15 protein-coding genes and 2 pseudogenes are annotated in these 13919 nt (G+C 73.2%); 7 read left to right on the top strand and 10 right to left on the bottom strand.

What is annotated here, in order from left to right:
- Both IH61_RS0138480 and IH61_RS47995 read right to left on the bottom strand, forming a co-directional pair.
- Window positions 1–590 (bottom strand): annotated as a pseudogene (locus IH61_RS0138480) (hypothetical protein); the annotation flags it as partial.
- A 6-nt stretch (window positions 591–596) separates the two neighbouring features.
- The gene (locus IH61_RS47995; protein WP_234327519.1) at window positions 597–1175 is read right to left on the bottom strand and encodes a DNA-binding protein; all 579 of its coding nucleotides are present in this window, start codon (window positions 1173–1175) and stop codon (window positions 597–599) included.
- Between the two features lie 566 nt (window positions 1176–1741).
- Here IH61_RS47995 and IH61_RS0138470 point away from each other — a divergent pair.
- Window positions 1742–2098 carry a beta/gamma crystallin domain-containing protein gene (locus tag IH61_RS0138470; protein ID WP_031078792.1) on the top strand — a complete coding sequence of 119 codons (357 nt, stop codon included), beginning with the start codon at window positions 1742–1744 and terminating at the stop codon, window positions 2096–2098.
- A 200-nt stretch (window positions 2099–2298) separates the two neighbouring features.
- Here IH61_RS0138470 and IH61_RS46580 read toward each other — a convergent pair.
- A pseudogene (locus tag IH61_RS46580) lies at window positions 2299–2403 on the bottom strand (AAA family ATPase); the annotation flags it as partial.
- Window positions 2404–2497: 94 nt separating this feature from the next.
- Here IH61_RS46580 and IH61_RS0138460 point away from each other — a divergent pair.
- Window positions 2498–3487, top strand: coding sequence for an aminoglycoside phosphotransferase family protein (locus IH61_RS0138460; protein ID WP_078911717.1), 990 nt, complete (start codon window positions 2498–2500; stop codon window positions 3485–3487).
- A gap of 116 nt (window positions 3488–3603) precedes the next feature.
- Entirely contained in the window at window positions 3604–3852 is a 249-nt protein-coding gene (locus IH61_RS0138455) for a DUF5302 domain-containing protein (protein WP_031078790.1), read from the top strand.
- Between the two features lie 60 nt (window positions 3853–3912).
- On the opposite strand, the gene IH61_RS47540 is transcribed toward IH61_RS0138455, so the two are convergent.
- The 3 genes from IH61_RS47540 to IH61_RS0138440 form a co-directional block, all read right to left on the bottom strand.
- Window positions 3913–4080, bottom strand: coding sequence for a hypothetical protein (locus IH61_RS47540; RefSeq protein WP_158845814.1), 168 nt, complete (start codon window positions 4078–4080; stop codon window positions 3913–3915).
- A gap of 395 nt (window positions 4081–4475) precedes the next feature.
- On the bottom strand, window positions 4476–5222 hold the full coding sequence (locus IH61_RS0138445) for a response regulator (RefSeq protein WP_037973963.1): 747 nt from the start codon (window positions 5220–5222) through the stop codon (window positions 4476–4478).
- Window positions 5219–6346 (bottom strand): histidine kinase, encoded by a 1128-nt coding sequence (locus tag IH61_RS0138440; RefSeq protein ID WP_051838720.1) that lies wholly within the window; start codon window positions 6344–6346, stop codon window positions 5219–5221. Before IH61_RS0138440 ends, IH61_RS0138445 begins: the two co-directional genes overlap by 4 nt.
- Window positions 6347–6513: 167 nt before the next feature.
- Here IH61_RS0138440 and IH61_RS0138435 point away from each other — a divergent pair, with 167 nt between their 5' ends.
- Window positions 6514–7704: an alpha/beta hydrolase family protein gene (locus IH61_RS0138435; RefSeq protein WP_031078783.1), complete on the top strand. Its 1191-nt coding sequence runs from the start codon at window positions 6514–6516 to the stop codon at window positions 7702–7704.
- Window positions 7705–7932: 228 nt separating this feature from the next.
- Here IH61_RS0138435 and IH61_RS0138430 read toward each other — a convergent pair whose 3' ends face one another.
- Window positions 7933–8484 carry a helix-turn-helix domain-containing protein gene (locus IH61_RS0138430; RefSeq protein ID WP_031078781.1) on the bottom strand — a complete coding sequence of 184 codons (552 nt, stop codon included), beginning with the start codon at window positions 8482–8484 and terminating at the stop codon, window positions 7933–7935.
- 62 nt (window positions 8485–8546) lie between these two features.
- Here IH61_RS0138430 and IH61_RS43675 point away from each other — a divergent pair, with 62 nt between their 5' ends.
- From IH61_RS43675 to IH61_RS0138415, 3 genes are all read left to right on the top strand, one after another.
- Window positions 8547–9413 (top strand): alpha/beta fold hydrolase, encoded by an 867-nt coding sequence (locus IH61_RS43675; RefSeq protein WP_078911715.1) that lies wholly within the window; start codon window positions 8547–8549, stop codon window positions 9411–9413.
- 108 nt (window positions 9414–9521) lie between these two features.
- Window positions 9522–9680: a hypothetical protein gene (locus IH61_RS47535; protein WP_158845809.1), complete on the top strand. Its 159-nt coding sequence runs from the start codon at window positions 9522–9524 to the stop codon at window positions 9678–9680.
- A gap of 25 nt (window positions 9681–9705) precedes the next feature.
- Complete coding sequence (locus IH61_RS0138415; RefSeq protein WP_107057349.1) at window positions 9706–11061, top strand: tetratricopeptide repeat protein; 1356 nt, start codon at window positions 9706–9708, stop codon at window positions 11059–11061.
- Window positions 11062–11293: 232 nt separating this feature from the next.
- Here the strand turns inward: IH61_RS0138415 and IH61_RS0138410 are convergent, their stop codons facing one another.
- From IH61_RS0138410 to IH61_RS0138400, 3 genes are read right to left on the bottom strand one after another with little or no spacing between them, the layout of a single operon-like run.
- Entirely contained in the window at window positions 11294–11758 is a 465-nt protein-coding gene (locus tag IH61_RS0138410; protein ID WP_031078774.1) for a hypothetical protein, read from the bottom strand.
- A 4-nt stretch (window positions 11759–11762) separates the two neighbouring features.
- Complete coding sequence (locus IH61_RS0138405; protein ID WP_031078772.1) at window positions 11763–13022, bottom strand: amidase domain-containing protein; 1260 nt, start codon at window positions 13020–13022, stop codon at window positions 11763–11765.
- Between the two features lie 2 nt (window positions 13023–13024).
- On the bottom strand, window positions 13025–13351 hold the full coding sequence (locus IH61_RS0138400; RefSeq protein WP_031078771.1) for a type VII secretion target: 327 nt from the start codon (window positions 13349–13351) through the stop codon (window positions 13025–13027).
- Window positions 13352–13919 lie beyond the last annotated feature (568 nt).

The following is a 13919-nucleotide window of genomic DNA, read 5'->3' as shown; positions in this document are numbered from 1 at the left end:
TGAACGAAGTTCGGGCGCTTGGACACCAGGCCCGTCGTGACGGCCTCGAACCGGGCACCCGCCGGGCCCTCGGGGAGGGCGGGCAGCTCACGCGGACCGACAGCGACCGGCGCGGCAGCGACGGGCACGGCCGGGGCGGGCTGCTCGACGACGGCCTGGTCCTCGACCTCGACCGACGCCTCGAGCGCCGGAGCCCGCTGCTCGACGACGGCGGCGGGGCGGGTCAGCGCCGGGGCCACGGCGGTGGCGGGCTCGGCCGCCGGCTCGGCCTCGGTTGTTGCGGGCGCCGGGGTGGGCGCAGCGGTGACGGTGGCCTGGTCGTCGGCCTTGGCGGCGCGGACGGCGGCCGGGGTCGGGTCCAGCAGCGGGGCGATCCGCACGACGTCGGCCAGCGTCAGCCCGGATGCCTTCGCGATCGGCGCGGCCTGGGCGCCCTCGTACCCCGCGAGCTCGGTGATCCGGCGGGCGCGCTGCAGGTTGAGCTTGTCGAGCGCGGCCTGCGCGGCCGCGACCGTCTTCTCGGCCTTGCCGATCTCCTCGCGCAGCGGGCGCAGCTCGGCGACCTTCGCGGTGTACGTCTTGCGGTCCATCAGCGGTCACTCCCCCTCGACGGCGATCTGGTCGGTGGTGGTCGGACGGGTGGGGACGTAGGCGATGGGGCCGCCGGAGAGCGACGGCAGGCGGGTGCCGAGCAGCAGGCCGGCGAGGCGGGCGTCCTCGGGATCGGTGGGGGTGGTCGCGTTGGCGGGGGCGGTGAGGTCCCTCAGGTAGCCGGCCAGCCTTGCCTTCTGGAATCGGACCCGGCCGGCGGTGCCGGCGGTGCCGTCGGCCTCACATGCGGTGAGGCCGGTCAGCACCGCGACGACGAACCCCGCCACCGTCACCGGCAGCACCGCGCCGGCCGTGACCCGCGCCGGGTCGCACCGCCACCAACCGGACAGCGCGGCCAGCAGCTGCGCCTCGTCCAGTGCCGTGCCGAAGCCGATCCACTCCCGGTCCGGCTCCTCGACCCGCGCCGGGGCGTCCGAACGCAGCACCGCCACCTCGGCCGCATCGAACACGGTCAGGTCCGCTGCCGGGCGGGCCTGCAGCAGTTGGAGCGCGGCCAGCGGGAACACCTGCCGGCCGCTCCCGCGCACACCGGGGACCACGCCGGTGGCGATCAGCTTCTTCACCGTCGGGATCGAACACCCCAACGCCGTCCCGGCCTGCCCCGTCGTCACGAACACACCCACACCACCCACATGCCTATTTATCTAGCTTGAAATGCTAGGAAGACCCTACGCCTCCCCGCGGCACCTTCCACGCCTTTCGAGCCGGCCGTCTGCCGCCTGGTCCGCGGGTGTCGGCGCGGCGCGGCCTCGCGCTGCTGGGAAGGCTGGACTGTTCCGGTGCCCTGGTGGCCGGCCGGCCTCCGTGTGGTCCCTTTTCCGGCCACGTGCTCTTGGGTACTGGTCCGGCGCGTGCGGTGGTTCCGCGATCTCCCCGTGTCAGGACGGGCGGCGGGCGGCCTTCGGTCGACGTTGCGGCCACCCGGTCCCGGAACCTCTCGGGCCACACCAGAACGAAGCACCCCACGCCTTGCGGAAATCCCGCATGGAAATGGCCTGGAACATGTTGGGTCGAGGCGTGTTCGATTGACCCTCATAAAAACGGCCCGGATACTGATCGGGCACGATGCAACAGAAACTTGTTGCACAGCGGAATTTGATTCGTAATTTCATCCGACTGGGGAGGACCTATGTTCTCGAACGCGAGGAAAGCCGTGGGTTCGATGGCCGCGGCCTTCGCCGCGGCGGCCACGCTCACCGTGGCCGTGCCGTCCGGCAGTGCCTTCGCCATCGACCACATCCCGTGCGACGGAAGCCGCAACGACTTCCTCAAGATCTGGTCGCACCTCGACGGCCGTGACAGCGTCGACTGCTACGCGAACGGCGGGTCGATCGGCTTCGGCGGGTGGTGGGTCGACCGGATCTCCACGGGAAACAACGACCTGGTCTACTCCGACGACAATGGCGACTCGGTGAGGGTCAACCGCTGGACCGACATCTCGTACCCGAACCGCCCGCCGAAGGTCAACTCCATCCGGATCCTCTGAAGAACCGGCGGAGCGGGCCCCGCACGGGGTTCTCCCGTCCGCGTCACCGCAAGTCCCATCACCTGGGTCGTCGTCGAATTTTTCCGTGACGTGAATTCGCTCCGGCCCGGCTCATCGGTGCCGGCCACGCCCCCCGGGCACGGCCGGCACCGGCCCGTGGCGCCGCGCCCTGCGCCCAGGGCGATGAGCATGTGGGACTAGCCGGTGCCGGAGTCGCCGATCAGGCAGAGCGGCTGGCTCTTCGCGATCCACCCGCAGCCGGCGAGGGTGTTGATCACGGCGGGGTCGATGTCGGGGTTGGCGTCGAGGACGCAGGGCGCTGATACCCCAGCCGTAGATGTGATCTCCGTGGCTGGAGGGTTACCTGGTGGCGGCGGCGGCTGGCCGTAAGGTGCCCGAATGATCGAGATGCCAGGGGCGTTTGCGCGGAGCACCATCGAGCGCGAGGGAGAGTCCGGAGCGGTGTGGCTCGCCGAACTGCCCAAGATTGTGGCCGAGCTGCTGGGGCGCTGGGGGTGCGTGCCGGACGGCGAGGTCATGCACGGGGGTGTCGGGGTCATCATCCCGGTGCGGCGGCGGGCCGGGGGGACCGCTGTGCTGAAGGTGTCCTTTCCGCATCCCGGCAACGTCCACGAGCCCGACGCGTTCGCGGCGTGGGGCGGGCGCGGAGCCGTCCTGCTGCTTGAGCGCGATGACGAGCGGTTCGCGATGCTGCTGGAGCGGGCCCGAACGTCGACGCTGTCGGAGGTCGAGGACGGCGAGGAGGTGGTGACGGTCGCCGGGCGGATCAATCGCCGCTTGGCCATCCCCGCGCCGCCCGGTCTGCCCCGGCTGCGGGATCAGGCCGGTCCCTGGGAAGAGCAGTTGCGCAAGGATGCCGAGGAGCTGGCGCACACAATGTCACGCGACGTGGTGGACGCCGCCGTGGCGACCGTCGGTGAGCTGGGCCGCATCCAGCCGGACCTCCTCGTCCACGGGGACCTCCACTCCGGGAACATCCTGCGTGCCGATCGTGAGCCGTGGCTGGCCGTCGACCCCAAGGGGTATGTGGGAGACCCCGCTTACGACGGCGGCACGCTGCTCAAGTCCCGCGCGCTGGTGCTCCTCGAAGCGGACGACCTGCGCAGGGCAGTCGACCGCACCCTGGACATCTTCGCCGAGGCCGCGGAACTCGATCGCGAACGCGTCCGGCGGTGGGCCCAGTTCCATGCCGTCCAGGCCGCGTTCTGGGGCCGCCGCCACGGATTCCGCATGGCCCGCAGCGGATCACGGTTGGATTGGCTCACCGAATTCGCGGACCGCCTGGCGGAGTTGCTGGGTCCGCGCGACCGGCTCGCACGCCGTCGCCCGAACCGGTTCCCCGAGCGTCCGGCCGCCAGCGGTCAGTGAGGTCGAGCGGCGGCTGGAGGCCCTCGGGGCGGCCTGGTGGGCCGGGTCGGTTTTGGGGCATGACATGGTGTCCCGTGAAGGCATCGACCCGACACCACCCCACCAGGAGGTCCTGTATGAGCAGCGGCGTAGCGTCACCCGAGAACCCCGAGAACCCCGAGAGGCCGGAGGCCGGCCCGACCGTCGAGGTTCCCGCGGCCGACGCCCAGGACGACGTCAAGGCCCAGTTCCTCGCCGCGCTGGAGCGCAAGCAGGGCGCCAATGGCGGGAGCACGGCCGGCGGTCCGAACGGCGATTCGAAGATCCACGGCGCGCACGCGGCGGCGGGCGGCAAGCGCAACTTCCGCCGCAAGAGCGGCGGCTGACCGCGCTGGTGCGCACCGGGGCGGCCGGGCCTCGGCCGGGCGGGCAGGGCGGGTTCAGGCTCATTTCCCTGTCACCTGGCCTGCCTGACTGCCGGATCTGAGGATGATCGTCTCGCGGGCGCCGGCGAGTACGGAGGCGGCGTCCGCCCAGTGGTCCCCGGAGGTCTCGACCAGCAGGGTGCGCTCCCAGGGCAGGCCGGGGCCCCTGGCCGCGGCGGGCCCGGCCACGATGGCGGTCCTGGTCCTCGGCCTCCGGCCTCGGCCGGCCTCCGTCCGCCGCGGGGCTGAGCCGCGCCCTCTGCCGTGCGGGGCCTGCGTGCCGGGGGGCGTTGGCGACAGGTTCGCCCGCGACGACGGCCGGGTCGTCCGGAGGGCTGCCTTCGAGGCCCCGTCCGAAGGCGGCCGGCCGGCGCGGGCGGTGGTGACCAGGGCGACGCCGTGGTGGCCGTCGGCCCCGTCGATCCCGCGGAACGCCCTCCTGGGCGTCTGTCGCATCTGCGGCCCAGGGGTCGGCATCTGCTCGGCGGTACTGGAGGGTCGGGGAGACGCCATGGAGGGCGTCGGGCCGAGGAGCGTGCGCGAGGTGCCGCGGTCGTCGACGTGGCGGAAGCCGTGCGCGGGGTCTACGTGCCGCCGGGGGTGTCCCCTTCGGGTGTGCCGTCCCGGCCGGTGGGGCGTCGGTCTGTGGAGGGGAGGTTCCCGCCGGGTGTGACCATGCCTGTCTCGTAGGCGATGACGACCAGCTGGGCCCGGTCGTGGGCGTGGAGCTTGGCCAGCAGCCGGCGGACATGTGTCTTGACGGTCGCGATGCTCAGCCCCAGGTGTTCGGCGATCGCGGGGTTGGGCAGTCCCCGGGCCACCAGGCGGAGGACCTCCCGTTCCCGTGGGGTCACGCCCGCCGGTTCCCGGGTGAGTCGCGGGTGCGGCTCGTGGCGTCCGGCGAACTCGTGGATCAGACGGCGGGTGACCGCGGGCGCGAGCAGGGCGTCGCCGGAGGCGACCACCCGCAAGGCTGTCAGCAGGTCGGCGGGGAGGATGTCCTTCAGGAGGAATCCGCTGGCTCCGCCGCGCAGTGCCGCGTACACGTACTCGTCCAGGTCGAACGTGGTGAGGACCAGTACGCGGGTGCCGGCGGCGTCCGGATCCGCGCAGATGCGCCGGGTGGCCTCCAGGCCGTCCATGCCCGGCATCCGGATGTCCATCAGCACGACGTCGGGCCGCAGCCGCTGGGCGAGTTCGACGGCCTGCTCGCCGCCGGCGGCCTCGCCCGCGACGGTGAGGTCCGGCACGGACTCGATGAGCAGGCGAAAGCCCGCCCGCAGCAGCGCCTGGTTGTCGGCGATGAGGACGCTGACGGGCCGGTTGTTCACCGTGCTGTCTCCGGTCCGCAGGGCAGGCGTGCGTGCACGCGGAATCCGCCTGTCGCGAGGGGGCCGGCGGTGAGGGTGCCGCCGCACGTGGCGGCCCGTTCCCGCATGCCGATGAGTCCGTGTCCGCCGCCGGGGCGCCGGGGCGGGAGGTGGGGCGGTGGGTCGTTGACGACCTCGATCTCGACCGCCTCGGGGCCCGTCCGGGACAGGTTCACCCGGCAGTTGGCCGATCCCGCGTGCCTGACGACGTTGGTGAGGGCTTCCTGGACGATCCGGTAGACCGCCAGTTCCACCCCCGCAGGCAGCGGTGGATCCGGGTCGACGGACAGTTCCACGCGCGGGCCCGCGCCGTCCGCGAGCGCGGGCAGGTCCGCCAGACCGGGGGCGGGCCCCGACTCGGCTCCGTCACCGGGGGATCGCAGAACGCCGAGCATGCGGCGCATCTCGGTGAGCGCCGTCCGGCCCGCCGTCCCGACCAGTGCGAGGGTGCGCTCGGCCTCCTGCGGGTCGGTGGGGGCCACCGCACGGGCCACCTCGGCCCGTACCGCGATGACCGTCAGATGGTGGGCCACCACGTCGTGGAGCTCGCGGGCGATCCGCAGGCGCTCGTCCGTCACGGCCTGTCGGGCGGCGAGTTGCGCGTACGAGCGCTGCTCTCTCAGCGCGGTGCCCACCAGCCAGGGCAGGGTCATCATCAGCGACGCGAAGACGACGCCCCACGCGACCCCGGAGGCCGGGACCGGTCGCGGTACGAGGGCCGCGGCCGCCGCGACGGCGCCCAGCGAGCAGCCGAGCGCCGTGGCGGAGCGGCGCCGCGGCTCCCGCGCCGCCACCGTGTACAGGGCGGCCCCGACGGGAACCCAGGACTCCTCCCATCCGGTGAACGCCATGGCGAGGACCGCTCCGGCCAGGACCGTGTACAGAACCCGGACGGGCCATCTGCGCCGTACCGCGACCGGCAGCCAGACCGCCGCCGCCACGGCTCCCGCGTCCCAGCCGCCGCTGCGCGTCTGGCTCGCGCCGAACGCCAGGGCCAGGAGCACGGCCGCGGCCGTGTCCACGCCGTGCCACTGTCCGTCCCGCAGACGTCCGGCCACCAGCGGCCGTGACTGCCCATCACCCATGCCGGCCACGCTATCCAAGCGGGGCCCGGGGCCTGTCAGCCCCAAGGACGTCATCTCGCAGGCTGAGTCATCCGCGCGGCCGATGCCCGCCGTACCCTCCTGGGCTGACACCGGGTTCCTCCCCGGGGGCGAAGCCGTCGGGGCCGTCGGACGCGACAGTGGAGCGCATGAATCGGAGAACACTGCTGTCCTCGTGCGCCGGTCTGGCCGCCGCCGTGGTCCCGGGTCCGCTCGCGCCGGCGGCCGCCGCGCGCCCGGGGCAGGGGGAACCGGTGCGGTTCCAGTTGCCCGCCCCGAACGGGCCGTACCCGCTGGGTACGGTCGCGCTGCACCTGGCCGACACCGCGCGGCCGGACCCCTGGGTGCCCTCCCGCCCCTGCCGTGAGCTGATGATCAGCATCTGGTACCCCGCCCGCGGCGGCGCGGCCCGCCCCACCGTCGCCTGGATGCCTCCGGGGGCGGCCGACCGGTACCTGGGCCTCCTCGGCCTGCCTCCCGGCCGGGTGGGGCTGGGAGACACCCACGGCCGCGAGGGCGCTCCCGTCGGCGGCCCGCCGGGCCCCCTGCCCGTCGTGCTCTACTCCCCCGGCGCCGACGCGTCACGGTCGTTCGGCACCGGCGTCGTGGAGGACCTCGCCGGTCACGGCTTCCTGGTGGTCACCGTCGACCACACCTACGACGCGGCGGCGGTCGCCTTCCCCGGTGGACGCGTCGAGACGAATCCGCCGGGCGGGGTCAGCGACCACGCCAAGGCCCTCGCGGTCCGTACCGCCGACATCCGCTTCGTCCTGGACCGGCTCGCCGTCCTGCGCTCGGCCGGCCACCCCGGCGTCTGCCGCACCCCGCTGCCCGCCGGCCTGCGCGGGGCGCTCGACCTGCGGCGCGTCGGGATGCTCGGCCACTCCCTGGGCGGCGCCACCACCGCCGCGACGATGCTCGCCGACGGGCGGATCACGGCGGGAATGAGCCTGGACGGGGGCGCGGCGGGCCCGGTGGTGGACGCCGGACTCGACCGTCCGTTCCTGGTCGTGGACACCCCGGGCAAGGGCGGCATGGAGAACAACCCCGCCCTGCGCGCGTTCTGGTCGCGTCTGCGCGGCTGGCGCCTGCACCTGACCGTGCGGGGAGCCGCGCACCGGTCGTTCGGCGACGACGTGCTGATCCTGCCGCTGATCGGCCCCCTCCTGGGCATGTCACCACCCGATCTGGAGGAAGAGGTCGGGACGATTCCCGGGCACCGGGCACAGGCGTTCCAACGCGCCTACCCGCGGGCCTTCTTCGACCTCCACCTCCGCGACCGGGGGCGGCTGCTCGACGCTCCCTCCCCCCACTTCCCCGAGGTCGACTACGCCCGGTGAACGCCTCGGCGCCGGTCCCGGCCGGCGTCGCGGTCGCTGGCACAAGGCCGCGGCGGCCGTCACCGGGAGCAGGAGGCCCGGGGTGAGGCCGGCGGTGCGGCACGGGCACGGGCACGGGCACGGGCACGGGCACCTGCTCGACGTCGGCCGGATCCGCACCGGCGAAACCCAGTCGCCTCCGTCGGCGGTCCCGAGGTTCGGTTCCGATCGGAGGCGGCGCCGTCAACCTCAGGGCCGCGCCTCGTCGCAGGACGGCGGACCTACGGGGAAGCGGATGGGGCTGAGCAGGTAGGGTGCGCGGCCGGGTGCCGGCCCGTTGGCCAGCCGGGGGCTCAGCACCGCGAGGAACTCGGCTGTCATCTCGGCGAGTTCGTCCGGGCTGAGCCAGAGCGTGCCCTGGCGGTACGAGACCGCGTCGGCCACCGGGTCGGCGCCGTCGCGGTCGAGGTAGGCGTTGAACTCGGCGATCAGGACGGCCATGGCGGTGGCGAAGCCCCGGCGGTGGTCCTCCGGCGTCATCGCCGCAGCGGCGTCGGCATCGACGACCGGGCGGTCCTGGCGCAGTCGGTAGTGCCGCTCGACGGTGCCACGCACCCGCTGCTCGTCGGCCACCTCCAGGAAGCCCGCCTCGGCCAGCAGTGCGACGTGCCGGTACATGGTCACCTTCGGCACCTCGGGCATGCGCTCGCACAGCTGCGCGGTGGTCAGTACCCGGCCGCCGGAGAGCGCGTGCACCACCCGCAGGCGGACCGGGTGGAGAAGTACGTCGGTGGTGTCCATGGCTTGACGATTCCATACTCGGTACTATTATCGAAAATGGAAACGGTGAGTTTGGGGGAGGCATGCGTCAGGCAGCGGGGCGGGCGGTGCGGGTCAACGGCCGGACCGTCCATGTCGAGGAGTCCGGCAGCGGGGCGGACTGGGTGGTCTTCGAGGCGGGCGGGGGGATGGGGCGCACCTGCTGGGACCCGGTGCTGCCGCGGCTCGCGGACCGGGCGAGGCTGGTCGCCTACGACCGCGCCGGCTTCGGCCGCAGCGGCCGGACGACAACCCAGCTGAGCATCGAGGACCTGGCCGCGGACCTGGCCGCGCTGGTCGAGGCGGTTGTCCCCGACCGCTTCGTGCTCGTCGCGCACAGCATGGGCGGGCTGGTCGCGCGCCGCGCGGTGGAGGGGTTCGGCCGGCGGCTGCGGGGGCTGCTGCTGCTCGATCCGGCAGCGGAGGGCGCGCCGGTCTACGACACCTTCGACCGGACCGCCGTGAAGGTGGACCGTTCACTGGCCGTGACCCAGGCGCTGTTCCGCTTCCGCCCGCTGGCCCGCCTGGCCAGCGGGAACATCGCGCGGCTGTTCCCGCCGGACACCTACGCGGCCATGCTCGCCGAGGACTTCGTCCCGTCCGGCACCGCACAGACGAGGAAGGAGATCAAGGCCGTGGCCGCGGCCATCCCCCGCTTCCGCGCCGACCCGCCCGCCCCGCCCACGTGCCGGACCGTCCTGCTCTCGTCCTCCCGACCCCAGAGGGGCCGGGCACGGCACCACGCCGAGCTGGCCGCGCACCAGCGGAGCTGGACCGAGTCGCTGCCGGACGGCCGGTTCGAAACGGTCGACTCCGGCCACTTCATCATGGCCGAGCAGCCGGAGATCGTCGCCGACCGGGTCGAGCACCTCCTCGACCACGCGGGCCGGACAGACCCCGGGTCGGCCTGACAGGATCCGCGCCGCCCGACGACGCGGTACGGGACGGACCAGCCGGCAGGACGGACCAGCCGGCCGCCCGCCCCGGGCCGCCGGGTCGCCTCCGGGGACCGGGAGGAGGTGTACGAGGCCGGTGACGCGTTCTACCAGCCGCCGGGACACCGGCCGTACGTGGACGCCGGCACCGAGCTGCTGCAGTTCAGCCCGACCGAGGAACTCGCCGGGACCGAGCGGGCGATCGAGGAGTGGATGAGCCGTCAGCAGGGCGGTACGCCGTAGGCCCGGCTGTCCGTCGCAGGCGTGCGTGCCTGCTCGCGTCCGCGAACGACTCCCCCGGCGCTCGCCGGCGGCGCACGGGCGTTCGTCGCGGCAGCGCCGGGCGGGGGCCCGATGGCCTGCGTGCGGCGGCCCGAAGCCGCCGTGGGGCGAGGACTCGGCGGTCGGTGCGGCTGGACGGGTGCAGTTCGGCACGTGGCTCCCGCGAGCTACGGCCGAAGCAGTGCGCCGCCGGGTTGCATGGGCCTGCGCCTGGGCGGGCGCGCCGGCGTCCTCCACGGCCCCGGGCCAGACGGATGAAAGAGCACCATGGCAGATCGCGGCCCTCGCAACCGCACCGGCCGCAGTCCCCTACGTCGCGGGCTCGCCGCCGCCGTGTTCGCGGCCGCCGTGCCGCGCCCTGAACTACCTCGGCGTGGCCCACCGCCTGGTCGGCCGCTACGAGGAGGCCAAGGCCGAACTCTCCTGCTCCGCCGAGCTCTTCCACGATCTCGGAGACCGGCGGGGCGAGGCCGTCGCCCTCGCCAACCTCGGGATCGTCCACCGCCAGACCGGCCGGTACGACTCCGGGACCGGCCTCGTCGAACAGGCCCTCGCGCTCTCCCGGGGGATACGCGACCGCCGCGGCAGCATCTACATCATCCACGCGCTCGGCGTGCTGCGGTCGCTGACCGGCCGGACGGACGAGGCGTTCGACCTGCAGAGCGAGGCCCTGCGAACGGCGCGCGAGCTGGGGGACCGCCGCGGCCAGGTCTACAGCCTCAACTACCTGGGGGCGGTCCGCCGGTCCCAGGGCGATGCGGCCGGCGCGGCCCGCGCGCACCACGAGGCGCTGGGCCTGGCCCGGGAGCTGGGCGACCGGCGGGCCCAGTCGCACGCGCTGCGCCACCTGAGCGCGGCCCACCGGCTCCGGGGCGACCTCTTCCAGGCCGGCACCGCCGCGGAGAGCTCCCTGCTCATCGCTCAGGAACTGGGCGACCGGCGGGGCGAGGGGAACACGCTCCGGACCCGGGCCGAGGCCCGCCTGGTCTCGGGCGAGCGCGAACTCGCGGCCCGCGACCTCGACGACGCACTCGCCATGGCGCGGACCATCGGAGACCGGCACGGCGAGGCGCAGGCCCTGGACGCCCGCGGCAGGCTGCGACGTCCCTCGCACCCGTCGTCCGCGCTGGCCGACCACGAGTCGGCACTGGCACTGGCCCGTGAACTGGGGAACCCGGCCCAGACGGGCGCGGCCCTGCTCGGCATCGGCCGGTGCGAACGCGACCTCGGGCTGGTCGACGCGGCGGACGGGCATCTGCGTGACGCCCTCGCGGTGTACGAGGACCTCGGCGCCCGGGAAGCGGCATCCGTCGCAGCCGAACTCGCCGCCCTACGGGCCTGAGCGCGCCACACTCCCCACCCGCCCCGCCCCGCCTGCGGAACCTCGCTGCGCGGGCACCTGCGGTACCGGCAAGGGCGGGATCTTGAGGATCCCCGAGCCGCATATCGTCTTCGGCGACCAGGCCGTCCACCTCGCGAGCACCTCCCGCACGACGCCCGGCGTGCACGTCGATCCGGGCGATTCCAGGTGCCTGGCTTTTCGACCTGGCCTGCGCCTGGCGGGCTCTGTCGCGCTACCCGACGGCCGAGGTCGACCCCTGGCCCTGTGGGTGACCGGCCGCGGTCGGGTCGGCCGCGGCCACGAGTGGGCCGTGGCCGAAACAGGGGCTCGGCCGTGTCCCGGTGTCGTACGCGGCGGTCTGTGTGAGGGCGTACTGGAACGGCACGCCGATGGCCGCCACCGGCAGCGCCGCGCACAGCAGGGCGTGCCCGAGGCTGAGCCGGAGCGTCCTGGACCGCACGCCGGTGACGAGCTGCCAGCTGCCCCAGCACACCGCGCCGACGGCCAGCACCAGGCCCGCCCAGCTCAGCGGCAGTACGTACGCGGGGGCTCCCGGGCTGTCGAGGCAGCGGCTCACGAGCTCGTGGATGTCGCCGTCCGCGACGAGTGTCGGCACCGTGCAGGCCCATCCGAGGCAGGCGAGCAGCAGGGGGCCACGGGCCCGGAGCCACCGGGGGGAACGCTGTTCATCGTTCATGCGACTAGTACCAGTTCGGGTTCACGCGGACGTAGTGCAGCTTCTGGTGCCCGCGGTGCTCCTGGAAGCCGTCGATCCGGCCGTCCACGCTCGCGTTCTGCTGGCCGCCGCTGTGCTGGGTGTAGCGGATGTCCCCGTCCGGGGCCACCGCCGTGACCACCGCGGTGTGGTGGATGACGCCCTTCTTGTCGTCGGCGTCGTGGTCGGAGTCCTCCTCGTAGTAGACGAGGTCCCCGGGCTTCACCTCGTTCGGGGCCACCTCCTGGCCGCCGTGGCGCATCATGAAGTCGTGCATGTTCTGTGCGCCGGCCCAGCTCTTGGAGTAGTCGACCCGCTGGTCGAGCCAGCCCCCGCCCGCGTCTTCGCTGCGGCCCCAGGTGTCGTCCCCGCGCCAGCCCCACAATCCGTCGCCCTTGCCGCGCAGACCGCCCTGGCGTAGCGCTTCGGAGGCGAAGTTGGTGCAGTTGTCGTCGAAGACGTCCCTGGATTTGTCGTTCCAGTGCTCGAGCGCCCACTGCACCGTCTTGGCGCGGTCGTACTTGGCGTTCGGGCCGCCGCGCAGGCCGACCTTCACGTCCTCGGGGATACCCGGGAGGTTGGCGAGCGTGACCGGATCGGAGAGCATCAGCTGCTTGTGCTGATTGTCGGTCAGCGAATTCCACCAGTCGGTGACCAGCCGGGGATCCTTCCCGTCCGGGATGCCCCCGGTGTACATGGACAGCTCGATCCTCGATGCTTCGCCCTGGAGGTCGTCGAGCGCCTTGCGCGGGTCGGTCTCACAGGTCGCCGCGCCGAGCTTGCGCAGTTCCTGGGCGGCCAGTTTGTCCGCCTGCGACGCGTCGCGCAGCGCCTCCTGGAGCATCGCGTTGATCTCCTGGACCACGGTGTCGTCCGAGGGCGCGGCGCCGCCGGTCGTCTTGACGGTGGCGGTCGTCTCGTCGACGGTCAGGCCGTGCTTCCTGGCCATGTCGAGCGCGGAGTTCAGTGTCAGCTTCGCCCGGGTGATGCAGGTGCTCAGCCCGTCGAGGACCATGACGACACCGCGCATGATGTCCGCCCCTGCCTCCAGGATCTGGGCCTGTTCCTGGAGCCTCTTGCCGGCGGCCTCGCCGACGCGGTCCTTCCAGTTCTCCTTGAGCGGGTCGACACCGTTGGCGTGGATGTCGTTGACGGCCCGCCAAGCCTGCTTGGAGAGCGAGAGCCAGGAGTGGGCGGCGGCTTCGACGTCGATGCTGTTGGCGGACCTGAGTGCGGCAATGGTCATCGTCACTGCCGTGGCCCTGCGGCGTCGGCTCCGGGGGCTTCGAGATCGCCGAGGGCGGAGTTCAGCCGGCGGGCGTGTTCCTGGTCGGCTTTGTCGTAGCTGTGCGCCGAGTCGTGCAACTGGCGGGAATAGGTGTGGAGTTGGTCGACGACGGATTTGATGTGCTTCTGCCAGGCGTCGGCGCAGTCCTTGAGTGCCGGTCCGGACTGCCAGGCCGACAGGCCGTCGGCGGCGGTACGACTGTTGTCGAGCCAGTGTCCGGCCGGAGTGGCCGTCCTGGCGGCTTCGGCCAAGCGCTCGGCGGAGTGCCGCAGGACGCCGGTACGCACGTGTATGTGGTTGATGACTCCCCCTGCCCAATTCTCTCGACGGCGGTCGACGTGGGTCCGGCCATGGTAGCGACAGCTTGGCGGTGGCCGGTCAGGTGAGGGTCCTGCAGAAGGAGGTACAGGGGGCGCGGGTGTGGTCGAGGTCGTGGAGGAAGCCGATGGAGGCGCTGTCGGCGACGGCGTCGAGCAGGAGGAGGGCGGTGAGGGCGTAGCGGGCCGGGTGGGGGCCGGGAGCGTTGTCGTGCCGCGGGGGCTGGGGCGGTGCGCAGCAGTTGGGGCGGTTCGGTCTCGGCTTCGGCGGTGAGGAGTCGTCGGGGGATCAGCCGTGTTCGGCGCGGCGGGTGGTGGGGCGCTGGTTCTCGGGGCGGGTTCGGTTGTCTCGTATCAGGGACGGTGTCCCTGGTTGGGGACAACGGGGGGTGGGGGGGTGTCGGGTAGCGTGGCGCGCCTTGGTGTGGTCGGTGCGGGAATTGGAGGAGCGCGGTGGGTGTGGAGGTCGGGCAGCGGGTGAGGCTGGGCGTGGATCTGGGGATCGGGGAGGCGGTGGCCGAGGGGGCCGGTGTGGTGG

Source organism: Streptomyces sp. NRRL WC-3742 (assembly GCF_000720635.1).
Lineage (GTDB): Bacteria > Actinomycetota > Actinomycetes > Streptomycetales > Streptomycetaceae > Kitasatospora.
This window is presented reverse-complemented; position numbering and strand designations above follow the sequence as displayed.